The organism is Pseudoflavonifractor sp. An184 (assembly GCF_002160305.1).
Classification (GTDB): domain Bacteria; phylum Bacillota; class Clostridia; order Oscillospirales; family Oscillospiraceae; genus Lawsonibacter; species Lawsonibacter pullicola.
Map to the genome: position 1 here is coordinate 1 of NZ_NFKI01000049.1, position 22,270 is coordinate 22,270.

Here is a 22,270-nt window from a genome sequence, read left to right on the forward strand (position 1 = left end):
TCCAAAACGGTCGTTTGTCCAACCATTTTGACCACAAGCTGCTCGCCCAATCTCTTTCTCAAAAAATTCTAAATTAGTTCTAAATCAAGCCAAAACCCGGGCTAAAACAGAAAATAAATAAAAAAGAGCCCGAGGAAACGAATTTCCTCGGACTCTTTTGTGAGTCATTATTTAGGGACAATGTGCTTGTTTGCGGGGGGACAAGTACAAGAGACTTAGTGGATCATGCTGGCTACTTCGGCGGCGAAATCCTCCTCCGCCTTCTCGATGCCCTCGCCGGTCTGGAAGCGGGTGAACGCCTTGACGGCGATCTTGCCGCCCAGCTGCTTGGCCACCTCGGCGATGTGCTTCTCCACGGAGACCTTGTTCTCCTTCACAAAGGCCTGCTGCAGCAGGCAGTTCTCCTCGTAGTACTTGCCGATGCGGCCCATGACCATCTTCTCGATGATGTTCTCGGGCTTGTTGGCGTTCTTGGGGTCCTCCTTGGCCTGGATGAGCAGAATCTCCTTCTCCTTGTCCAGGGTGGCCTGGTCCACGTCGGACTTGTCCAGGTAGGCGGGGTTCATGGCAGCGATCTGCATGGCGATGTCCTTGCCCAGCTCGGTGACCTTGTCGGCCTCGATGCCCTCAACCTCCAGGTTGACCAGCACGCCGATCTTGCCGCCCATGTGGATGTAGGGCACGTTCACGCCCTCGGCATAGCGGACGAAGCGGCGGACCTGGATGTTCTCGCCGATGGCCAGCACCTTGTCGGCGGTGACGTCGGCCACGGTGCGGTCGGTGCCGGGGTAGGTGCAGGCCTTCAGGGCCTCCACGTCGGCGGGGTTCTCGTTGGCCACGATGGTGGCCAGGTCCTTCACGAAGCCCTGGAACACCTCGTTCTTGGCCACAAAGTCGGTCTGGGAGTTGACCTCGATGACCACGCCCACGCCGTTGTCGGCGGTGATGGCGTAGGAAACGCCCTCGGCGGCAATCTTGCCGGCCTTCTTGGTCTGGGCGGCCAGGCCCTTCTCACGCAGCCACTCAATGGCCTTGTCAAAGTCGCCGTTGGCCTCGGTGAGGGCCTTCTTGCAGTCCATCATGCCAACGCCGGTCATCTCGCGCAGCTTCTGTACGTCCTTCGCGGAAATTGCCATAGTGCATTACCTCCAAATAAAATAAAAATGGGAGCCATTCAAAAAAGCGCCCGCCCTCCGGCGGGCGCTTTGAAAGCGGTGTCGGGAATTACTCAGCGGTCTCGGGAGCGGCCTCAGCCTCGGCGGCGGGAGCCTCGTCCTGGCCCTGCTTGCCCTCCTGGATGGCGTTGGCCATCACGCCGGAGATCAGCTTGATGGCGCGGATGGCGTCGTCGTTGCCGGGGATCACATAGTCGATCTCATCGGGGTCGCAGTTGGTGTCCACGATGGCCACAATGGGGATGTGGAGCTTGCGGGCCTCGTTGATGGCGTTGCGCTCCTTGCGGGGGTCCACCACGAACAGGGCGCCGGGGAGCTTCTTCATCTCGGTGACGCCGCCCAGGTACTTCTCCAGTTTGGCAATCTCGCCCATGTGCTTCATGACTTCCTTCTTGGGCAGCATGTCAAAGGTGCCGTCCTCCTGCATGCGCTTGAGCTGGTTCAGACGGTCCACGCGGCCGCGCATGGTCTTGAAGTTGGTGAGCATGCCGCCCAGCCAGCGGGCGTTCACATAGTACATGCCCACGCGGGAGGCCTCCTCCTTGATGGCCTCCTGGGCCTGCTTCTTGGTGCCCACGAAGAGGATGGTCTCGCCCTTCTCGCCCAGTTCGCGGACGAAGTTATAGGCCTCCTCCAGCTTCTTCACGGTCTTCTGCAGGTCGATGATATAGATCCCGTTGCGCTCGGTGTAGATGTAGGGCGCCATCTTGGGATTCCAACGACGGGTCTGGTGGCCGAAGTGCACGCCGGCCTCCAGCAGCTGCTTCATAGATACGACTGCCATGTTTTGTTTCCTCCTAAAATTCAGTTTGATCTTTCTGGGCGCGTCATATTCCCCGCCAACCGGAGCGGTTCTGCCCCAGCACCGGGCGGAAAATCAGCACTCCCAGGCATAATGCCCTGGTAGTATACCACAGGTTTCGGTGGAATGCAAGCAGTATTTCCCAAAAAACGGCGGAATATTTACGAATTTCGAGGATGGGTCAGTCCTGCGGCAGCTTGGAGAGCATCGCTGCCAGCTCCGCCCGGGACACCGGGGCCCCGGGCCGGAAGGTGCCGTCGGGCATGCCGGTCACCACCCCGGCGGCGTACAGCCGCAGAACGGCCTTGTAAGACCAGGAGTTGTCCCCTGGGCTCAGATCCGGAAAGGGATTTTTCAGCGCGGTCCCCCCGAGGCCGGGCCGGACCCGGTCCAGCATGACGGCGATCTCCTGCCGGGTGACCGGCTCGCCCGGAGCGTACCGGCCGCCGCCCACCCCGGCGGCCAGCCCGGCCTCATAGGCGGCCTGGACATACCCGGCGGCCCAGTGGCCCCTCAGGTCGGAGAAGGAGGAGCCGGAACCCCTGGGGCTCAGCCCCGCCAGGCGGCACAGGACCACCGCCGCCTCGCCCCGGGTGAGGGTGCGGTCGGGGCCGAAGGCGGTGTGGGACAGCCCGGTCATTTTCCCCTGGTCCGCCGCGTCGATGATGTAGGGGACCGCCCAGTGGCCCTGGCTGTCCTCAAAGGTCCAGCCGTTGAGCCACAGGGAGTAGTAGTCCCACACCCGGGTATCCTCCTGGCCCAGGCTCCAGCTCCCCGCCCCCAGCAGGCCGTACTCCTCCACCAGGGAGAGCTGCGCCTTTTTGGAGTGCTCCGACTCGTACCAGATGGTGTAAGTACCGGCGGTGAGGGTCACACCGTTGATCACCGGCTTGGGGTCGGCGGCGGTTACGGTGATCCGGGCGTATGCGGAGCCGGAGGCGGCGTCCTGGTTCGCCTGGCCCTGGTAATTGGCAATCAGGGCCTGGATCTGGCTCTCGCTGATCCCGTGGCCCTGCATGAGGGCGCCGCTGTCGCTCCAGATGCGCCCGAAGAAGGGGAGGCCCAGCACCAGCTTGTCCGCCGGGACGTATTTGAGGGCGTACTGGATGGACCGCTCCTGAAAGGCCCGGCTGGCCACCGGGCCGGGGGAGCCCCCCTGGTAGTGCTCGTCGTAAGTCATAAGCATTAAATAGTCGGCGGCCGCCCCCAGCCGCCGGTAGTCATAGGAGCCGTGCCAGCCCTGGGTGTAGCCGTAGGGGTTGGCGGCCACTGACACCGCCACAATTTTGTCCTCCGGCAGCTTTTGGCGCAGAAGCTCCACAAATTCCGAGTAGGCGTTCCGGTCCTGGTGGGTCACGTTCTCAATGTCCACGTTCACCCCGTCCAGGCCGTACCGGACCACCGCCCGGGCGATCTGCTCCGCCAGCTGTTTTCGATTGCTCAGGGCCTTTCGCCCCAGCTCCCGGTCCCAGTGGTTGCTGAGGAAGGGGACCACCCGCACCCCGCGCCGGTGCATCTGCTCCACGAAAGCGGCGGCGTCGTTTCCGCCGGTGAAATTCAGGGTGCCGTCGGAATTTAGGTTGAAGTAGTTGGGGGAGATCTCGTCCAGGGAGCCCTGGGTCCCATCCACCCGCGCTACATAGGAGGAGGGGCTGCCGAAGTAGACATAGGACATGCTGAACCGCCGGGCGGCCGCCGCCGGGGTAAGAAAAGTGGTCAGCAGCAGGGCGGTGCAGCTCAAATGGAAAAGACGTTTGGGAAATCGCATGAAAAGCTCCTTAACATAGTGTATGAGTAGGGATATACACGAATAGTATACGGATTTTTACGGCAGGTGCAAGGCAAAATGTTTTCCAGGAGTGGATAGGAGCCGGCCGGAGCGGGAAAAAGAGGCGTGGACAGGGGACCTCCGCCTGTGGTAAAGTGGAGAAAAGAAAGCGGCCGCCGGACGGCCGGAAGCGGGAGGCGCTCTATGGAAAAACAGACTCTGGTGGAACAGACCACCCAGCGGCTTTTGAAGATGATCCAGCGGGAGGGGTACGGCCCGGGGGACAAGCTGCCCACCGAGACGGAGCTGGTCCGGCGTCTGGGGGTGGGCCGGAATACCGTGCGGGAGGCCCTGCGGAGTTTGGCCTCCCGGAACGTGGTGACCGTCCGCCAGGGGGCGGGCACCTTTATCTCGGAGAAGAACGGAGTGGCGGACGACCCCCTGGGCTTTGCCTTGATGGAGGACCCGGAGAAGCTCACCCGGGACCTGCTCCAGATCCGGGTGATGCTGGAGCCCCCCATCGCCGCCCTGGCCGCACAGAACCGGGGGGAGGAGGACCTGGAGCGGCTGCGGGCCCTGCTGGAGGAGATCGAGGGGCGCATCGCCCGCCGGGAGGAGTACGCCCAGCTGGACTCCCAGTTCCACGCCCAGATTGCGGTGTGCAGCCACAACGCCGTAGTGTCCAATCTGATCCCGGTGATTACCGAGGGGGTGCGGACCTTTGCCCGGACGGTGGCGGAGCCGGAGTATGTCCAGACCCTGGCCTCCCACCGGGCCGTCTATGAGGCCATCCGGGAGGGCCGGGCGGCGGACGCCCAGGAGGAGATGCTCTACCACCTGCTCTACAACAAAAAGCGCTACCGCCACGGGTAGCGGAAACAGGGGAGATTTATGGGAGGAATTTTGCAAAAATTCCTCCCATCTTTCTTGACAACACCGGGACAATGTGGTATATATGGCTTAAATTCATGGGATGAATTTAAAACCTTAGGAGGGTGGATATGGAGCAGCTTTATGATGTGCTGATCATCGGCGGCGGCGTGGTGGGCAGCGCCATTGCCCGGGAAATGAGCCGGTACCGCCTGAAAATCGGCGTGCTGGAGAAAAATCTGGACGTGTGCTATGAGACCAGCGGGCGCAACTCCGGGGTGGTCCACGGGGGCTTCGCCTACGACACCGGCTCTTTGAAGGCCAGACTGTGCGTGGAGGGCAACCAACTCATGGGACAACTGACCCGGGAACTGGACGTGACCTTCCAGCGCTGCGGCAAGGTGCTGGTGGGCAACACGGAGGAGGACCTGGAGAACCTGCGGCGCACCATCGCCCAGGGGGAGGCCAACGGGGTGCAGGGCCTGCGCCTGGTGGACGAGGCGGAGCTCCACCGGCTGGTGCCGGCGGTGGTGGGGAAGTTTGCCATGTTCTCCCCCAACAGCGGCATTGTGGACCCCTTCGGTCTGACCATCGCTCTGGCGGAGAACGCCCACCACAACGGGGTGGACTACCGCTTCGGCTGTGAGGTCACCGGCCTGCGCAGGGACGGAGACGGGAACTGGCGCGTCTCCACCGACAGAGGGGAGTTTGCGTCCCGCTGGGTGGTGAACAGCGCCGGCCTGGGCTGTGGGGCAATTTCGGAGCTGCTGGGCATCCGCGGCTACCATGTGGTGGGGTCCAAGGGGGACTACATCATCCTGGACAAGCGGGTGGGCCATCTGCTGCCCATGCCCGTGTACCCGGTGCCCAGCAACACCTATATGGGCATCCACGTGACCAACACAGTGGACGGAAACGTGATCGTGGGCCCCAACGCGGAGCTCACCGACAACTTTACATACTACGGCGTGCCCCAGAAGAACATGGACTACCTGGCCCAGAGCGCCTCTCAGCTCTGGCCCCACATCCACAAGGGGGACTGCATCCGCAACTACTCCGGCATCCTGCCCAAGTGGGTGGATGAGAATGGGGTGATTCAGGACTTCAAAATTGAAATTCGGGACGACCTGGCCCCCAACGCCATCAACCTGGTGGGCATTGAGTCCCCCGGTCTCACCGCCTGCGTGCCCATCGCCCGGTACGCCATCGCCCTGATGGGGGAGCGGGAGAAGCTGGAGCCCAACCCGGACTTTGACCCGGTGCGGAGGGGCATCCGCCGCTTCGCGGACATGTCCCAGGCGGAGCGGGAGGCGGCCATCCGGGAGAACCAGGACTACGGGGAACTGGTGTGCCGGTGCGAGAAGGTCACCCGGGCGGAGCTGCTCCAGGCCATCCACAACCCCCTGGGGGTGAGCACCATGGTGGGCATCAAGTACCGCACCCGGTCCATGATGGGCCGGTGCCAGGGGGGGTACTGCCAGATGCGGCTGGCCCGGATGCTGGAGGAGGAGCTGGGCAGGAAGGAGACCGAGATCCTCTACGCCCGGGAGGGCTCCCAGATGTTTTACGGAAAAGTGCGGGAGGAGGCCGAGTGATGGAAGCGAATATCGTGCAGGAACTGGCGCTGGAGCATGTGGACGTGGTGGTGGTGGGCGGCGGCCCCGCCGGCCTGGCCGCCGCGGTGGAGCTCCACAAGAGGGGGATCACCCACGTGGTGGTGCTGGAGCGGGAGAAGCAGCTGGGGGGCATTCTGCGCCAGTGCATCCACGACGGCTTCGGCCTCACCCGGTTTCAAACCACTCTCAGCGGGCCGGAGTACGCCCAGCGCTTCATCCGGGAGGCGGAGGAGCTGGGAATCCGGTGCATCACCAACGCCTCGGTGGTGGAGATCACCCCGGACAAGGTGGTCACCGCCGCCACCCGGGCGGGACTGCGCCGGTGGAAGGCCAAGGCGGTGGTGCTGTCCATGGGCTGCCGGGAGCGCACCCGGGGGGCCCTGGGCATCCCCGGCGAGCGGCCGGCGGGGGTGTTTACCGCCGGGGTGGCCCAGGCCTACATCAATCTCTATAACCGCATGCCTGCCAAAGAGGTGGTCATCCTGGGTTCCGGTGATATCGGCATGATTATGGCCCGGCGGCTCACCCTGGAGGGGGCCCGCGTCCACGGGGTGTTTGAGGTGCAGCCCTACCCCAGCGGCCTGCCCCGGAACATCCAGCAGTGCCTGGAGGACTACGACATCCCCCTGTATCTGAGCCACACGGTCACCGACATCCACGGGGGCAGCCGCCTGACGGGGGTCACCGTCTCCCAGGTGGACGAGAAGGGGACCCCCATCCCCGGCACAGAGCGGGAGTACCCCTGCGACACCCTGATTTTGTCGGTGGGTCTCCTGCCGGAAAATGAGTTGTCCCAGGAGGCCGGGGTGGAGCTGGACGGCCGCACCCGTGGGGCGGTGGTGGATGAGCACTACCAGACCAGCGTGGAGGGGATCTTTGCCGCCGGCAACGTGCTCCACGTCCACGATCTGGTGGACTTCGTCTCTCTGGAGGCGGAGCGGCTGGCGGACTGGACCGCCCGCTATGTGCGGGAGGGGACATTGCCTCCGTGTCCTCTGGATGTTCAGGCCGGGAACGGCGTGGGCCACACGATCCCGCAGAAAATCAGCGGGACAGAGGACGTGCGCCTGTCCCTGCGGGTGCGCGCCCCCTTCCGGGACGGGAGCATTGTGGTGCGGCAGAACGGCCGGGAGGTGGTCCGAAAGCCCATGAAAAAGGCCCTCCCCGCCGAGATGATCTGGCTGGAGATCCCGGCGGACCGGCTGGACCGGCAGGGCGATTTGGAGGTGTGTGCGGAATGGTGAAGGAGTTTACTTGCATTGTGTGCCCCAATGGGTGTACTATTACAGCAGAGGCGGAGGCCAGAGGGGACGGCGCCTATGCCGTCCGCTCGGTCCAGGGGGCGGCCTGTCCCCGGGGGACGGCCTATGTGGAGCAGGAGCTCACCGATCCCCGGCGGACCATCGCCACCTCGGTTCCGGTGAAGGGGGGCGAGCTCCCCCTGGCCAGCGTGCGCCTCACCGCCCCCATCCCGAAGGGGGAGATCTTTGCGGCCATGGAGGCCATGAAGCGCTGTGTGCTCACCGCCCCGGTGGAGGCCGGGACGGTGGTGATCTCCCACCTGCTGGGGTATGAGGCGGACGTGATTGTGACCAAATCGGTGGGGGAGAAGGGGCGCGGCTAGGCCCGTCCGGGGCCCCCGGAGGCCGAAAACCGACCAGTGAGGTGACCCCATGACGGAGTATTACATCCCCACCCAGGCCAGTGAGACGGAATTTGTGGAGAAGCGCTCCCGGTTCATCGGCCACGTGTGGCGGGTGGACAGCGAGGAGGAGGCCCGCGCCCGCATTGAGGAGATGAAGAAGCGCTACTACGACGCCCGGCACAACTGCTGGTGCTACCTCATCAAAGACGGGCCGGTGCGCTACTCCGACGACGGAGAGCCCCAGGGCACAGCGGGTCAGCCCATGCTCAACGTATTTCAGCGGGAGGGCGTGGTCAATGTGGTGTGCGTGGTCACCCGGTACTTCGGCGGCATCCTGCTGGGGGCGGGCGGCCTGGTCCGGGCCTATACCCAGAGCGCCAAGGACGCCCTGGACGGGGCGGGGATCTCGGTGGTCCGCCGGTGGGTGGAGATTCTGCTGCCCTGCTCCTACGCCCAGTACGAGCGGGTGAAGCTGGAGACCGAGGGTTTCGGCGGCGTCATCGCCGAGGCGGACTACGGGGCGGACATCGCCCTCACCGTCCTGCTGCCTGAGGAGCGTTGGGAGGACTACCTGGCCCATATGCTGGACATCACCGCCGGGACCGTGGAGGGCATGGTCTGCGGCGAGCGGTTTCAGGACGTGCCCTGGCGGGCGCCCAGAGAGAAGGAGGAGTGACCATGGAAGGGACTGCGGTAAACACCCTAATGGCCTGTATGGAGAACTACAACGAGGCGGTGAAAAAGATGACCGCCAAGCTGCGTCCGGGGGACGGACTGCTGGGCTTCGGCCGGGACCCCAAGCGAGACCCCTGCCATATGGAGTTTTATGAGGCCGTGGGAGAGGCGGTGGGCCGGATGGCCCGGGAGGGCCTCACCCCGGCGGAGGCGGAGGAGACCGTACGGTTTTTGGTCACCCTGGCTCAGGAGGAGCGGTATTTCGACCTGACCCAGCCCATGCGGGAGGCCGTCCAGGGCCACGCCCGAACCTTGGTTCCCCTCCTGGAGCCGGAGACGGCCCGGGAGCTGGCCGCCTGGTACAATAAAACGTACCCACGCCGCCGCCGTCTGCCGGTGCAGAATCAGCTGCTCAAGGAGCTGGAGCGGCGGGCCAACGGAAAATAAGAGAGATAGGATCGTTTCAGGGCCGGAGCTGGTATCAGCTCCGGCCCTTTTTGCATCTTCCGGCTGATTTGTCCTTGACAGAGGTGAGACGTAAAAGTATAATTTGTAATACAAGTAATACTAACGAGGAGGGCGAAAGATGGAGACCGGAAAATACATGAGCTCTGTGAAGGTGGGGCCCAAGGGGCAGATCGTCATTCCCAAGGAGGTGCGGGAGATGTTCCAGATCCAGCCGGGGGACACCATGCTGATTTTGGCCGACGCCCAGCGGGGTATCGCCCTGGAGCGCTATCAGGTGTTTGAACAGATCGCCGACGCCATCTTTGCCGGACGGGCCAAGGAGTTCTATCCCGACCACAGCGAGTCGGACTCCCAGGCCTTTGCCCAGGCGATCCGGGAGCTGAAGGACCCGAAGAACACGGAGGAGGGGTGAGGCCGTGGCGCGCATCGCCTTTTTCAGCATCTACGCCTTTGGCCACACCAACCCAACCTTGGCCGTGGTGGGGGAGCTGACCCGGCGGGGACACCGGGTGCGCTACTACTCCTTCTCCCCATTTCAGAAGGCGATCAAGGCGGCGGGCGGGGAGTTTGTACAGTGCGACGCCTATCTTCCGCCGCCGCCCCCCGATGTGGACCGCCAGGTGGGCCGGGACTTTGCGGGGCTGGTGGAGATGATTACGGACACCACTCTGGCCATGGACGGCCCCATCGGCCGGGACCTGCGGGAGTTTGCCCCCCACTGCGTGGTGTCCGACTCCCTGTGCTTCTGGGGAAAGCTGTGGAGCGCCAAGCTGGGACTGCCCTATGTGTGCTCCACCACCACCTTTGCCTTCAACCGGGAGACGGCCGGGATGATGAAGCAGACGCCGGGGCAGCTGCTCCGCCTGCTGATGGGGCGCGGGCGCGTCCGTCGGTGCATGGAGCGGCTGCGGGAGGAGGGATACCCGGTGTGCGGCCTGCTGGACCTGATCCAGAACAGCAATGACACGGACACCATCGTATATACCTCCCGGGCCTTCCAGCCCAAGGCGGACACGTTCTCCTCAAAGTACGCCTTTATCGGTCCATCCATTCCGGAACAGATCGGAGCGGGGGAGAGGGTGTGGGAGGGGTGCTGCTACATCTCCCTGGGGACGGTGAACAACCGGAACCTCCCTTTTTATCAGGCGTGCATTGAGGCCCTCCGGCAGGAGAGCATCCCCGTGGTGATCTCGGTGGGGGAGCAGACCGGCCTGTCCGCCTTTCGGGACGTGCCGGAGCATATATTCCTCCGGCCCAGGGTGGACCAGCTGGCAGTGCTGGCCCGGGCCAGCGTGTTTGTGACCCACTGCGGCATGAACAGCGCCAGCGAGGGCCTCTATTTCGGGGTGCCCCTGGTCCTGTACCCCCAGCAGGCGGAGCAGGGCCTGGTGGCCCGGCGGGTGGAGGAGCTGGGGGCGGGGCTCCGCTTGAGGAGAGCCTCGCCGGAGGCCATCCGGGCGGCGGTGCGCCAGGTACGGGAGCAGCGGTCCTACCGCAGCCGGGCCCGGGAGATCGCCGCCGGCTTCCGGGACGCCGGGGGATACCGGCGGGGGGCGGACAAGATTTTAGAGGCGGCGGCCCGGGGAGGCGGGGCTTGTGCGGAAAATCCTCCTATGCTATAATCCAGGCATCTAGGCCTTGTTTGAAAATTGAAAATGTGTCCAACGGCGAGGAATTTTTTCGCCAGGCAAGGCGATTTGACGCGGCAATACTTTGTGTATTGCAGGGGAAATCAACGCAGTATGGCGGGAAAAGGCCCGCAGTTTGGGCATATTGACATTTTTCAAACATGGCCCAACCAAAGACAAAGGAGGCATACCGTGAAGCTTCAATACTGTGTGAACCGGACGGGGGCCGTTCCCCCGGAGAAGCTGGCCCTCACCGGCCTGGAGGTGCAGAAGGCGGCCCGGGCCTTCCACAGCACCATCCCCGGCTATGAGCCCACCCCTCTCACCGCTCTGGACCACCTGGCCCGGCGGCTGGGGGTGTCCCAGGTGCTGGTGAAGGACGAGTCCAAGCGCTTCGGCCTGAACGCCTTCAAGGCCCTGGGGGGCAGCTACGCCATGGCCCGGTACCTGGGAGAACAGCTGGGACTGGGCCGGGACCAGCTCACCTTTGAGGCGCTGGGGACGCCGGAGGCCCGGGAGAAGCTGGGGGAGCGGACCTTCGTCACCGCCACCGACGGCAACCACGGCCGGGGAGTGGCCTGGGCCGCCCGGCAGCTGGGCCACCGGGCGGTGGTGTACATGCCCAAGGGGAGCGCCCGGGAGCGGCTGGAGAACATCCGGGCCCAGGGGGCCCAGGCGGAGATCACCGGCCTGAACTATGACGACGCGGTGCGCCTGGCCGACCGGATGGGCCGGGAGCACGGCTGGACCCTGATCCAGGATACCGCCTGGCCGGGGTATGAGGACATTCCCGCCTGGATCATCCAGGGCTACACCACCATCGCCCAGGAGATCGCGGACCAGCTGGAGGAGCGGGGCTGGGAGAAGCCCACCCACCTGTTTCTCCAGGCGGGGGTGGGTAGCTTCGCGGGGGCTATGCTGGGCAGCTTTGCCGCCCGGTGGGGTAGGGACTGCCCCGTCGCCTGCATCGTGGAGCCGGACCGGGCGGACTGCCTCTACCGCAGTGCCAGGGCGGGGACCATCACCCCGGTGACCGGGGATCTGGACAGCATGATGGCCGGCCTGTGCTGCGGCGAGCCCTGCACCGTCAGCTGGCCCATCCTCCAGAGAGGGGCGGCCGCCTTTGTGTCCTGCGGGGACGAGTACGCCGCCCGGGGCATGCGCCTGCTGGGCCGGCCCGAGCCGGGGGACCCGGCCATTATCTCCGGGGAGTCCGGGGCGGTGGGCGTGGGGGTGCTGGCCGCCATCCTGTGCGAGGAGGGGCTGGAGGACCTGCGCTGGACCCTGGGGCTCAATGAGCACTCCCGGGTGCTGTGTATCAGCACCGAGGGGGACACCGACCGGGAGAACTACCGCCGGGTCTTGGATGGCGCGCGGTTCTGAAAACGCCGCTGCTCTCCCGGCCTGTGCTTTTATTTATAATTTCCAACAGCCTGGGGCGGACACGTTTGTGTCCGCCCCAGCTTGTCAAAAAACTGTATAGAGATGAATCAGCTCAAGTTGGGGCGGGGGAGCTCGAGGGGGCGGCAGCCCGCCTCGAGTGGGATCGAATGCCCTGAATGCCTTGCTTGGCAAGGCGTTCAGCGAGCGCAGCGAGGACTTTTCCGCCGCGCAGCGGCGGGAAAGTATTGGCATTTCCCCAGGCTGTTGGAAAAGTCCCTAGACTTTTCCAACAGCCTGGGGCGGACATGTTTGTGTCCGCCCTTTCTTTGTTCCTGTTCAAAATGGCGAAGTTTCCGCGGCAAGAAATATTTGAGCCCCATGGAATCATCTGCTATAATATTCCCAACATAAAGTCAGAAAACAGAGGGGAGATCCCGGCCTGGAGCCGGGTCTGCGCCGAGGCGGTTTCCGTAGGGCGCACTCTCATGTGGGAAAGGACGGACGCCCCATGGCTGGAAAAACGCAGTACACGGTAATTGTGGCGGATGACGAGGACGAGCTGCGGGAGGCGGTCTGTATGATGACGCCCTGGCAGGACTTTGGCTTCTGTCTGGTGGGGAGCGCCAGCAACGGGCTGGACGCCCTTCAGCTGGTGGAGAAGCACGAGCCGGACCTGCTGATCACGGATATCCGGATGCCCTTCATCTCTGGAATCGAACTGGCCCGGCAGGTGCGGGAGATCCGCCCCGCCACCAACATCGCCTTTTTAAGCGGTTACGACGACTTTGAGTACGCCCAGCAGGCGATCCAGTATAACATCATCAGCTATATGCTCAAGCCGCTGACCATGGAGGGGATGGCGGCGGAGCTGCGGAGAATCCGGGAAAAGATCGACGCCCAGTTTGCCCGGTTCCGGCAGGCGCCCTCCAAGATGCACGGGGTGGATCTGCAGGCCGCCATGCTGATGCCCCTGGTGCTGGACGACTACGCCGACCCGGAGGGGGCGGTGCAGGCGGAGGAGTACGCGCGGCAGTGCGGCCTGCTCCGGGATCTGGACGACCGGCCGTGCTGTACGGTGATGGTGTCCATCCTGCTGAATGAGAGCGGGGCCAACTGCACCACCCCCACCTTTGTGGCGTCGGTGGACCAGCTGGCCGCCAAATACCTGCGCTGCGTCAGCTTCTACACCTCCGGGAAGGTGGTCTCGGTTCTGATGGGCAGTCCCTCGGATTTCAGCCAGTACCTGCATATCCTGGCCGACGAGATCCCGCAGATGGCGGAGCGGGTTTTGGGCAGTCAGTGCCGCATCGGCGTCAGCCGCATGGTGCACACCCTGACCGCCCTCCACGACGCCTACCGGGAGGCGATGGACGCCCTGCGCCAGGGGGACGGCGCGGAGGGAGGGGCGCACTTCAGCCGGGATCTGGCCCCCGCCGCAAAGGGGGGCTCTCTGCTGTGCCAGCGGGCCCTGAACGCCTTGGATCAGCTCTATATGGACGCGGACCTGTCCCTGGTCTCCCTGAGCGAGCGGCTGGACGTGAGCCCCAACTATCTCAGTGCCTGCATTAAAAAATATGCCGGCGAGACCTTTATGAACATCCTGATCCGCAAGCGGATGGAGGCGGCCCGGGAGCTGCTGTCCACCACCCAGCTCAAGGTGCAGGAGGTCGCCCGCCGGTGCGGCTATACCGACCAGCACTATTTCAGCTACTGCTTCAAAAAGTACTGCGGCGAGTCCCCCAATGCTATGCGCCGCAAGGCGGAACAGAGAAAGGACGGGTGAGGGGCCTTGAAAAGGGATGCGTCCCGGATGGGGCCCCGCACCACCACCATTCTGGTTTCCATGGTGGTGGGGGTGGTGGCCATTATTCTGTGCTGCTGCATTGTGCTGTTCCTGGACCGCTACCGCAGCGCCATGGTGCAGAACGCCCGGACCGGCAGCGCCCAGACGGCCTCCCAGGTGTCCAGCACAGTGGGCAACTATCTGCGGGACATGAATCAGGCCATGGACCTGGTGGTGCGATCCATGTCGGAGCCGGAGGACAGCCGGAACGAACTGCTGTCCGCCTTTTTGCAGTTCCGCCCCGACGTGGTGGCTGTCACCAGCTATTCGGAGGAGGGGGAGCTGCTGGAGTGCTGGTCTCTGGGCCGGGAGCCACGGGAGGAGATCTTCCAGAATCTCTCCTTTGACCTGGATACGGCCCGGGCCTCCGACGGCCCCTATATGAGCACCCCCCATGTGGAGACCATCTTTGAGAGCTACTACCCCTGGGTGGTCACCATGACCGCCCCGCTGGAACAGGGGGGAGAGGCCGCATGGGTGTCCCTGGATCTGAGCTTCTCCAATATCTCCAACCACATCAACAATGTTGGCATCGGCCAGCGGGGCTACTGCTTTTTAATGGACCGCATGGGGAACATTATGTACCACCCCCAGCAGCAGCTGCTGTACGCGGGGCTGAAGTCGGAGGACACCGCGGCTCTGGCCGCCCTGGAGGACGGCACCTATGTGGAGGATACCGTGATCTACGCCGTCACCAGCGTGGAGGACAGCAGCTGGCGGGTGGTGGGCGTCAGCTTTGTGGACGAGCTGGTCAACCGCAGCGTGCGGGAGATGATCGGGATCTCCGCCGGCCTGGCGGGTCTGGTGCTGGCGGCTGCCCTGCTGACCAGCTGGATTCTGTCCCGGATGCTGAGCCGTCCCCTGCGGGGGCTGGCCTCCGCCATGGAGCGCTTTGAGCGGGACGCCGACCACTTTTCCTACCGCCCGGTGAGGGGCACCCGGGAGGTCCGGGAGCTCTCCCAGTCCTTCGGGCACATGGTGCTGCGGATCCAGCAGCTCATGTCCACCGTGCGCCAGGAGGAGATCAACCTGCGCAAGACTGAGCTGAAGGCCCTCCAGGCCCAGATCAACCCCCATTTTCTGTATAATACCCTGGACTCCATCGCCTGGATGTGCGAGCGGGGGCGGAACGCCGACGCGGTGAATATGGTGCACGCCCTGGCACGGCTGTTCCGCATCAGCATCAGCCGCGGCCACGAGCTCATCCCCATCGCCAAGGAGATCGAGCACGCCGAGAGCTATCTCCAGATCCAGAAGTACCGCTACAAAAACCAGTTCACCTATGAATTCGATGTGGACCCGGAGTGCCTGGATTACTACTGCAACAAGATCACCCTGCAGCCCATCATTGAAAATTCCATCAACCACGGCCTGGATCTTCTGGTGGAGGAGGGGCGCATCCAAGTGGAGGTGCTCCAGGACGGGGAGGATATCCTGTTCCGGGTCCGGGACAACGGCGTGGGCATGAGCCAGGAGCAGGTGGACGCCATTTTGGAGCAGGACCCGGAGGACCGCACCGGCATCGGCATTCGGAATGTAAACGACCGGCTTCGGATCTATTTCGGAGCGCCCTATGGTCTGAACATCACCAGCGAACTGGATGTGGGCACCTGTGTGGAGATCCGGATGCCCAAGGTGAAGGAGGGGGAGTATGAGGCGAAATAGGTGTGCAGTGCTGTGTGGGGCGCTGGCCCTTACCCTTCTGTGCGGCTGCGGCGGGGAGCAGGACGCGTCCCAGCGGCACTCGGTGGCTCTGGTGGTCAAATCCACCCAGTCGGAATTTTTCCGCTCCGTTTTTGCCGGGGCGGAGGCCGCGGCCGCGGAGTACAATTTAGAGCTGAGTATCGCCGGCCCGGAGACGGAGGAGGACTACGAGACCCAGAACCGGCTGATCGCGGAGGCGGTGCGGGCCGGGGCGGAGGCCATTGTGTTTTCCGCCATTGATCAGGAAGAAAATGCCGCCGCCATTGACGCCGCCGCCCAGGCCGGGCTCCAGATCGTGACCATCGACAGCAGCGTGGACTCCGACCAGGTGAGCACCTACATCGGCACCAACAACTACGCCGCCGGGCAGATGGCGGCCGATGCCGTTCTGGATCGGGTATCCGGGCCCCTGTATGTGGGGGTGGTCAATTACGACGTGGGCACCGCCAACGGGCAGGAGCGGGAGCGGGGGGCGTCCGACGCCTTCGCCGCCAGCGGCCGGGCGGAGATCACTGCGGTGGTCAACACCCTGACGGAGGCCGGCCGGGCCCAGGCGGATACCGCCGCCCTCCTGACCGACCACCCGGAGATCAATGTGCTGCTGGCCCTGAATGAGCCCACCAGCGTGGGCGCGGCCCAGGCCGTGAAAGCGCTGGGCCGCTCGGAAGAGATATTTTTTGTGGGGTTTGACTCCAATGTGGTCACCGTGGACGGGCTGCAGGACGGGTGTGTGGACGCCCTTGTGGTGCAGAACCCCTACGCCATGGGCTATCTGGGGGTGGAGAGCGCCTATCAGCTGCTGACCGGGCAGGGCGGGGCTCCGGATGAGACGGTGGATACCTCCACCCGGGTCGTAGACCGGGACAACTTGTTCACATTGGACAGTCAGAAGGCCCTGTTTTCCTTTGAAGAGCACCTGGATTAGACGTTTTCCACAAAAATGGAGTGAAAATTTTTTGCATATTATTTGCCCTGGATAAAATTTTAACTTTTTTTCAGTGGTTTTTTCCCTTGCTTTTTTGTGCATTTTCCTCTACTATAAACTTATCTTAAATAGAGTTTTTGTGCTCTATTTAAAACATGAGAAAAGGAGAATTGCTATGAAAAAAGCTCTTGCACTGACCCTGGCCGCCGCTATGGCCCTGGGCCTGGCTGCCTGCGGCAATGGCGGAGGAACCTCCAGTGCCGGTTCCACTTCCGGCTCTAACTCCGGTTCCACCTCTACTACCGAGGTCGCCAACAAGGACAAGCCCCTGGTCTGGTTCAACCGCCAGCCCTCCAACAGCTCCACCGGCGAGCTGGACATGAACGCCCTGTCCTTCAACGACAACACCTACTACGTGGGCTTCGACGCCAACCAGGGCGCCGAGCTGCAGGGCGAGATGGTCCTGAAGTACATCACCGACAACATTGACACCATCGACCGCAACGGCGACGGCATCATCGGCTACGTCCTGGCCATCGGCGACATCGGCCACAACGACTCCATCGCCCGTACCCGCGGCGTCCGCTCCGCTCTGGGCACCGGCGTTGAGGCCAACGGCGCCATCGATTCCAACCCCGTGGGCACCAACACCGACGGCTCCTCCACCATCGTGCAGGACGGCTCCATCGATGTGGGCGGCACCACCTACACCGTCCGTGAGCTGGCCTCTCAGGAGATGAAGAACTCCGCCGGCGCCACCTGGGACGCCGCCACCGCCGGCAACGCCATCACCACCTGGTCCGCCTCCTTCGGCGATCAGATCGACGTTGTGGTCTCCAACAACGACGGCATGGGCATGGCCATGTTCAACGGCTGGTCCCAGGCTCAGGGCGTGCCCACCTTCGGCTATGACGCCAACTCCGACGCCGTGGCCGCCATCGCCAACGGCTACGGCGGCACCATCAGCCAGCACGCCGACGTGCAGGCCTACCTGACCCTGCGCGTGCTGCGCAATGCTCTGGACGGCGTGGACATCGACACCGGCATCGGCACCGCCGACGAGGCCGGCAACGTGCTCAGCGAGGACGTGTACCGCTATGACGAGGCCTCCCGCTCCTACTACGCTCTGAACGTGGCCGTCACCGCGGAGAACTATGAGGACTTCCTGGACTCCACCGTGACCTACGCCCCCGTGTCCAACCAGCTGGACGCCGCTGAGCACCCCACCAAGAACGTGTGGCTGAACATCTACAACTCCGCCGACAACTTCCTGGGCTCCACCTATCAGCCCCTGCTGCAGAAGTATGACGATCTGCTGAACCTGAACGTGGAGTACATCGCCGGCGACGGTCAGACCGAGGCCAACATCACCAACCGCCTGAGCAACCCCAGCGCCTATGACGCCTTCGCCATCAACATGGTGAAGACCGACAACGCGGCCTCCTACACCGCTCTGCTGAGCCAGTAATCGGACCCGCGGCCGGATTTTCCAAATAAGGTATAACTGACATGCTATTAGGGAGAAGGAATTCTCCGTTCGGGAGAAACATCACTCCGTTCGGCAGAAGGAATTCTCCCTAATAGCGCTTTTTCGGAAGAAAGATCCCACAGGATTTCATTTTTCGCGGAAACAACTACTACATAAACGGGAGTAACGAGAATGGCAGATACGAAAGACGATATCGTCCTGTCGATTCGCGGTATGTGCAAGTCTTTCGGCCGCAACCGGGTGCTTGACCATATCAACCTGGACGTAAAGCGTGGAACGGTCATGGGACTGATGGGCGAAAACGGCGCCGGTAAGTCTACCATGATGAAGTGCCTGTTCGGCACCTACCAGAAGGACGAGGGAAAGATCTATTTGAACGGAAAGGAAATCAGCTTTTCCGGTCCGAAAGACGCCCTGGAAAACGGGATCGCCATGGTCCACCAGGAGCTGAACCAGTGCCTGGAGCGGAACGTCATCGACAACCTGTTTCTTGGACGTTACCCCACCAATTCCATGGGGGTCGTGGATGAAGGTGGCATGAAAAAGAAGGCCTCCGAGCTGTTCCGTAAGCTCGGTATGACCGTGAACCTGACCCAGCCGATGCGGAACATGTCCGTTTCCCAGCGGCAGATGTGCGAGATCGCCAAGGCAATCTCCTACAATTCCCAGGTGATCGTCCTGGACGAGCCCACCTCCTCTCTGACAGTCCAGGAGGTGGACAAGCTCTTTGAAATGATGCGGATGCTGAAGGAGCAGGGCATCGCCCTGATCTATATCTCCCACAAAATGGACGAGATCTTTGAGATCTGCGATGAGATCTCGGTCCTGCGGGACGGCAATCTGGTCATGACAAAGGCCGCCAAGGACACCAACATGAACGAGCTGATTACCGCCATGGTGGGCCGCTCCCTGGAGAGCCGCTTCCCTCCGGTGGACAACACACCAGGTGACACCATTTTCTCTGTCCAGCACCTCTCCACCAAGTACGCCCCCCATCTTCAGGACATCTCCTTCGACGTGAGAGAGGGCGAGATCTTCGGCCTGTACGGCTTGGTGGGCGCCGGGCGGACCGAGCTGCTGGAGACCATCTTCGGCGTGCGCACCCGAGCCGCGGGCCGCGTCTACTTTAAAAACCGGCTGATGAACTTCAACAACGCCAAGGAGGCCATCGAGCACGGCTTCGCCCTGATCACCGAGGAGCGCAAGGCCAACGGCCTGTTCCTCAAATGTGACCTGACCTTCAACACCACCATCGCCAGTCTGGAGCAGTACAAGACGGGCCTGGCCCTGTCCGACGCCAAGATGGTGAAGGCCACCAACAAGGAGATCAAGATCATGCACACCAAGTGCATGGGGCCGGACGACATGATCACCAGCCTGTCCGGCGGCAACCAGCAGAAGGTCATCTTCGGCAAGTGGCTGGAGCGGGAACCCCAGGTCTTTATGATGGACGAGCCCACCCGCGGCATCGACGTGGGCGCCAAGTATGAGATCTATGAGCTGATCATTCAGATGGCAAAGCAGGGCAAGACGATCATCGTCGTCTCCTCTGAGATGCCCGAGATCCTGGGTATCACCAACCGCATCGGCGTCATGTCCAACGGACGCCTCTCCGGGATTGTGAATACCAAGGAGACCGATCAGGAAGAACTTTTGCGACTGAGTGCAAAATACCTATAATGGGAGAAATTGCATATGGCAACGGAAAACACAAAGATTCTCACGGCGGAACAGGAACAGCAGCTCCGCCAGCCGATCGACGAGTATGTCGGCGGCATCCAAGCAAAGATTGACGCCCTGCGCAAGGACGGCACCGATCAGGTGGTCGAGATCCAGAGCAGCATGGACAGTCTGAAGCGCGACCGCATCTATACCCAGCAGGAGAAAGAGGCCAAGCTGGCCCAGTACAAGGCCGATCTGGAGAAGGCCAAGGCCGTGGAGAGCCAGAACAAGGGCGAGGTGGACAAGCTCATCGCCGAGGCGGAGAGCTACCTGAACAGCCACTTCGGCGAGTACTACCAGGCCGTGGTGGAGAGCGGGAAGGCGGAAAAGGTCCAGGCTCAGGAGAAGTACCAGGCCGCCGTGGCTCAGCTCAACAAGGAGCACCAGGAGACCATGGCCAAGCTCAGCGACCAGCAGGAGATCAAGGACGAGAAGTACGTCTATAAGAACCGCCTGTTTGACGCGAAGATGGACCTGAACAAGGACCTCCAGGAGATCAAGGACCGCCAGCATGCCGCCTTTGATCACAAGTACCACCTGATCGACATGCTGCGCATGTCCAAGTTCACCTTTGCTGAGACGATGGCCCAGCGCTGGGAGAACTACAAGTACACCTTCAACCGCCGGGACTTCCTGTTGAAGAACGGCCTGTATATCGCCATCATTATCATCTTCATCGGCCTTTGTATTGCCACCCCCATCCTCAAGGGCGGCACCCAGCTGCTGACGATGAACAACATCCTGAACATCCTCCAGCAGGCGTCCCCCAGAATGTTCCTGGCTCTGGGCGTGGCCGGCCTGATCCTGCTGGCCGGTACCGACCTGTCCATCGGCCGTATGGTGGGCATGGGCATGACCGCCGCCACCATCGTGATGCACCAGGGACCCAACACCGGCGGCGTCTTCGGACACATCTTCGACTTCAGCACCATGCCGGTGCTGGTGCGGGTGCTTCTGGCTCTGGTGGTTTGTATCGTGCTGTGTACGATCTTCACCACTATCGCCGGCTTCTTTACCGCCAAGTTTAAAATGCACCCCTTCATTTCCACCATGGCCAACATGCTGGTCATCTTCGGCCTGGTGACCTACTCCACCAAGGGCGTGTCCTTCGGCGCTATTGATCCCAGCATCCCCGGCATGATCATTCCCCGGTTCAACGGCTTCCCCACCATCATTCTGTGGGCTGTGGCCGCGGTGGTCGTGGTGTGGTTCATCTGGAACAAGACCACCTTCGGTAAGAACCTGTTTGCCGTGGGCGGCAACCCCGAGGCCGCGTCGGTCTCCGGTATCTCCGTATTCTGGGTCACCGTGGGCGCCTTCGTGCTGGCTGGCATCCTGTACGGCTTCGGCTCCTGGCTGGAGTGTATCCGCATGGTGGGTTCCGGCTCCGCCGCTTACGGCCAGGGCTGGGAGATGGACGCCATCGCCGCCTGCGTGGTGGGCGGTATCTCCTTCACCGGCGGCATCGGTAAGATCTCGGGCGTGGTCGTGGGCGTGTTCATCTTCACCGCTCTGACCTACTCCCTGACCGTGCTGGGCATTGACACCAACCTGCAGTTCGTGTTCTCCGGCATCATCATCCTTGTGGCTGTCACGCTGGACTGCCTCAAGTACGTCCAGAAGAAGTAATTCTTCTCATTTGTGCAGAAAGCCGCTGCAAGGCAGACATAGGAATCCGTCTGCTTTGCGGCGGCTTTTCCCCGGCTCTGCGGCCGGGGCGGCGCCGCGTCAGAAGGCCCCACAGAATGCTTGGAAAAGCAGGCGGGCTGTGCTATGATTAAAAGACAGAAGACCGGGCCGGCCGGAAGCAACAGACCGGCCGCCCGGAGAGAAAAAGGAGTTCGGATGACCATGCATAATTTGGGCGAAGTACGCACTGCGCTGGCGGCCGGCGAGCTGGACGAGGCTCTGGCCCGCCTGATGTGCGGGGACCCCGCGCCCGGCCGGCAGCGGGTCACTCAGCTGCTGGACGGCTTCCAGCGGACCTTCGGCGGGGGGGAGGACACCCCTGTGACGCTGTGTTCCGCACCGGGCCGCACGGAGATCTGCGGCAACCACACCGACCACCAGCACGGACGGGTGCTGGCCGCGGCGGTGAACCTGGATTTTTCCGCCTGCGCCGCTCCCAACGGCACCAACACCATCCGCTTCCAATCCGAGGGCTGGCCCCTGGTGGAGGTGGAGCTGGACACCCTGGAGCCCAAGGAGGAGGAGAAGGAGTCCACCGCCGCCCTGGTGCGGGGAATGGCGGCCCAGGCCGCCCGGCGGGGCTACCCCGTAGCGGGCTTTGACGCCTACGCCCTCTCCGACGTGCTGCCCGGTTCCGGCCTGTCCTCCTCGGCGGCCTGCGAGGTGCTGCTGGGCGTCATCGAAAACCACCTGTTCTGCCGGGATGAGCTGACGGCGGTGGAGATCGCCCAGATGGGCCAGAAGGCGGAGAACCTCTATTTCGGCAAGCAGAGCGGCCTCATGGACCAGACCGCCTCCTCCGTGGGGGGCGCGGTGGCCATCGACTTCGCCGACCCCGCCGCCCCCGTGGTGCGGTCGGTGGCGGTGG

At 63.0% G+C, this 22,270-nt stretch carries 19 protein-coding genes; 16 read left to right on the forward strand and 3 right to left on the reverse strand.

All coding sequences use genetic code 11. The features are described from left to right. Positions 1 to 215 precede the first annotated feature (215 nt). From tsf to B5F19_RS13215, 3 genes are all read right to left on the reverse strand, one after another. Entirely contained in the window at positions 216 to 1,136 is a 921-nt protein-coding gene (gene tsf, locus B5F19_RS13205) for a translation elongation factor Ts (RefSeq protein WP_087291236.1), read from the reverse strand. 88 nt (positions 1,137 to 1,224) lie between these two features. Continuing rightward, entirely contained in the window at positions 1,225 to 1,959 is a 735-nt protein-coding gene (gene rpsB / locus B5F19_RS13210; RefSeq protein WP_087291238.1) for a 30S ribosomal protein S2, read from the reverse strand. Between the two features lie 199 nt (positions 1,960 to 2,158). Next, entirely contained in the window at positions 2,159 to 3,745 is a 1,587-nt protein-coding gene (locus B5F19_RS13215) for an S-layer homology domain-containing protein (protein WP_087291240.1), read from the reverse strand. Between the two features lie 204 nt (positions 3,746 to 3,949). Here B5F19_RS13215 and B5F19_RS13220 point away from each other — a divergent pair, with 204 nt between their 5' ends. The 16 genes from B5F19_RS13220 to B5F19_RS13295 form a co-directional block, all read left to right on the forward strand. Beyond that, on the forward strand, positions 3,950 to 4,618 hold the full coding sequence (locus tag B5F19_RS13220) for a FadR/GntR family transcriptional regulator (RefSeq protein ID WP_087291242.1): 669 nt from the start codon (positions 3,950 to 3,952) through the stop codon (positions 4,616 to 4,618). 128 nt (positions 4,619 to 4,746) lie between these two features. Further along, the gene (locus B5F19_RS13225) at positions 4,747 to 6,210 is read left to right on the forward strand and encodes an NAD(P)/FAD-dependent oxidoreductase (protein ID WP_087291244.1); all 1,464 of its coding nucleotides are present in this window, start codon (positions 4,747 to 4,749) and stop codon (positions 6,208 to 6,210) included. Continuing rightward, a complete protein-coding gene (locus B5F19_RS13230) occupies positions 6,210 to 7,475 on the forward strand; it encodes an FAD-dependent oxidoreductase (RefSeq protein WP_087291245.1) in 1,266 nt (421 codons plus the stop codon). The genes B5F19_RS13225 and B5F19_RS13230 overlap by 1 nt, the downstream gene beginning before the upstream one ends. Further along, positions 7,469 to 7,855 carry a DUF1667 domain-containing protein gene (locus B5F19_RS13235; protein WP_087291247.1) on the forward strand — a complete coding sequence of 129 codons (387 nt, stop codon included), beginning with the start codon at positions 7,469 to 7,471 and terminating at the stop codon, positions 7,853 to 7,855. Before B5F19_RS13230 ends, B5F19_RS13235 begins: the two co-directional genes overlap by 7 nt. A gap of 49 nt (positions 7,856 to 7,904) precedes the next feature. Then, positions 7,905 to 8,552, forward strand: a complete 648-nt coding sequence (locus tag B5F19_RS13240; RefSeq protein ID WP_087291249.1) for a YigZ family protein — start codon at positions 7,905 to 7,907, stop codon at positions 8,550 to 8,552. A 2-nt stretch (positions 8,553 to 8,554) separates the two neighbouring features. Further along, positions 8,555 to 8,998, forward strand: coding sequence for a hypothetical protein (locus B5F19_RS13245; protein WP_087291251.1), 444 nt, complete (start codon positions 8,555 to 8,557; stop codon positions 8,996 to 8,998). Between the two features lie 139 nt (positions 8,999 to 9,137). After that, a complete protein-coding gene (locus B5F19_RS13250) occupies positions 9,138 to 9,431 on the forward strand; it encodes an AbrB/MazE/SpoVT family DNA-binding domain-containing protein (RefSeq protein WP_087291253.1) in 294 nt (97 codons plus the stop codon). A 4-nt stretch (positions 9,432 to 9,435) separates the two neighbouring features. Then, positions 9,436 to 10,641, forward strand: a complete 1,206-nt coding sequence (locus tag B5F19_RS13255) for a macrolide family glycosyltransferase (RefSeq protein ID WP_087291255.1) — start codon at positions 9,436 to 9,438, stop codon at positions 10,639 to 10,641. Between the two features lie 198 nt (positions 10,642 to 10,839). Then, complete coding sequence (dpaL, locus tag B5F19_RS13260; protein WP_242972815.1) at positions 10,840 to 12,030, forward strand: diaminopropionate ammonia-lyase; 1,191 nt, start codon at positions 10,840 to 10,842, stop codon at positions 12,028 to 12,030. 508 nt (positions 12,031 to 12,538) lie between these two features. After that, the gene (locus B5F19_RS13265; RefSeq protein WP_087291258.1) at positions 12,539 to 13,813 is read left to right on the forward strand and encodes a helix-turn-helix domain-containing protein; all 1,275 of its coding nucleotides are present in this window, start codon (positions 12,539 to 12,541) and stop codon (positions 13,811 to 13,813) included. Between the two features lie 6 nt (positions 13,814 to 13,819). Next, positions 13,820 to 15,538, forward strand: coding sequence for a sensor histidine kinase (locus tag B5F19_RS13270; protein ID WP_343219430.1), 1,719 nt, complete (start codon positions 13,820 to 13,822; stop codon positions 15,536 to 15,538). Beyond that, positions 15,525 to 16,502 carry a substrate-binding domain-containing protein gene (locus B5F19_RS13275; protein WP_087291262.1) on the forward strand — a complete coding sequence of 326 codons (978 nt, stop codon included), beginning with the start codon at positions 15,525 to 15,527 and terminating at the stop codon, positions 16,500 to 16,502. The genes B5F19_RS13270 and B5F19_RS13275 overlap by 14 nt, the downstream gene beginning before the upstream one ends. Positions 16,503 to 16,677: 175 nt before the next feature. Further along, positions 16,678 to 17,970, forward strand: a complete 1,293-nt coding sequence (locus B5F19_RS13280) for a substrate-binding domain-containing protein (protein WP_087291264.1) — start codon at positions 16,678 to 16,680, stop codon at positions 17,968 to 17,970. A gap of 192 nt (positions 17,971 to 18,162) precedes the next feature. Continuing rightward, a complete protein-coding gene (locus tag B5F19_RS13285; protein WP_087291266.1) occupies positions 18,163 to 19,671 on the forward strand; it encodes a sugar ABC transporter ATP-binding protein in 1,509 nt (502 codons plus the stop codon). Between the two features lie 15 nt (positions 19,672 to 19,686). Further along, on the forward strand, positions 19,687 to 21,342 hold the full coding sequence (locus B5F19_RS13290) for a galactoside ABC transporter permease (RefSeq protein WP_087291268.1): 1,656 nt from the start codon (positions 19,687 to 19,689) through the stop codon (positions 21,340 to 21,342). 216 nt (positions 21,343 to 21,558) lie between these two features. Beyond that, positions 21,559 to 22,270: galactokinase family protein (locus B5F19_RS13295; RefSeq protein WP_275532775.1), on the forward strand; the 712-nt coding region annotated here is incomplete at its 3' end.

Excerpts from the sequence above, each read along its gene's own strand:
- B5F19_RS13285 (WP_087291266.1), top strand. The coding sequence starts at position 18,163 with ATGGCAGATACGAAAGACGATATCGTCCTGTCGATTCGCGGTATGTGC.
- B5F19_RS13220 (WP_087291242.1), top strand. The coding sequence starts at position 3,950 with ATGGAAAAACAGACTCTGGTGGAACAGACCACCCAGCGGCTTTTGAAG.
- tsf (WP_087291236.1), bottom strand. The coding sequence starts at position 1,136 with ATGGCAATTTCCGCGAAGGACGTACAGAAGCTGCGCGAGATGACCGGC.
- B5F19_RS13265 (WP_087291258.1), top strand. The coding sequence starts at position 12,539 with ATGGCTGGAAAAACGCAGTACACGGTAATTGTGGCGGATGACGAGGAC.
- B5F19_RS13230 (WP_087291245.1), top strand. The coding sequence starts at position 6,210 with ATGGAAGCGAATATCGTGCAGGAACTGGCGCTGGAGCATGTGGACGTG.
- B5F19_RS13275 (WP_087291262.1), top strand. The coding sequence starts at position 15,525 with ATGAGGCGAAATAGGTGTGCAGTGCTGTGTGGGGCGCTGGCCCTTACC.
- B5F19_RS13235 (WP_087291247.1), top strand. The coding sequence starts at position 7,469 with ATGGTGAAGGAGTTTACTTGCATTGTGTGCCCCAATGGGTGTACTATT.
- B5F19_RS13245 (WP_087291251.1), top strand. The coding sequence starts at position 8,555 with ATGGAAGGGACTGCGGTAAACACCCTAATGGCCTGTATGGAGAACTAC.
- rpsB (WP_087291238.1), bottom strand. The coding sequence starts at position 1,959 with ATGGCAGTCGTATCTATGAAGCAGCTGCTGGAGGCCGGCGTGCACTTC.
- B5F19_RS13240 (WP_087291249.1), top strand. The coding sequence starts at position 7,905 with ATGACGGAGTATTACATCCCCACCCAGGCCAGTGAGACGGAATTTGTG.
- B5F19_RS13215 (WP_087291240.1), bottom strand. The coding sequence starts at position 3,745 with ATGCGATTTCCCAAACGTCTTTTCCATTTGAGCTGCACCGCCCTGCTG.
- B5F19_RS13280 (WP_087291264.1), top strand. The coding sequence starts at position 16,678 with ATGAAAAAAGCTCTTGCACTGACCCTGGCCGCCGCTATGGCCCTGGGC.
- B5F19_RS13250 (WP_087291253.1), top strand. The coding sequence starts at position 9,138 with ATGGAGACCGGAAAATACATGAGCTCTGTGAAGGTGGGGCCCAAGGGG.
- B5F19_RS13225 (WP_087291244.1), top strand. The coding sequence starts at position 4,747 with ATGGAGCAGCTTTATGATGTGCTGATCATCGGCGGCGGCGTGGTGGGC.
- B5F19_RS13290 (WP_087291268.1), top strand. The coding sequence starts at position 19,687 with ATGGCAACGGAAAACACAAAGATTCTCACGGCGGAACAGGAACAGCAG.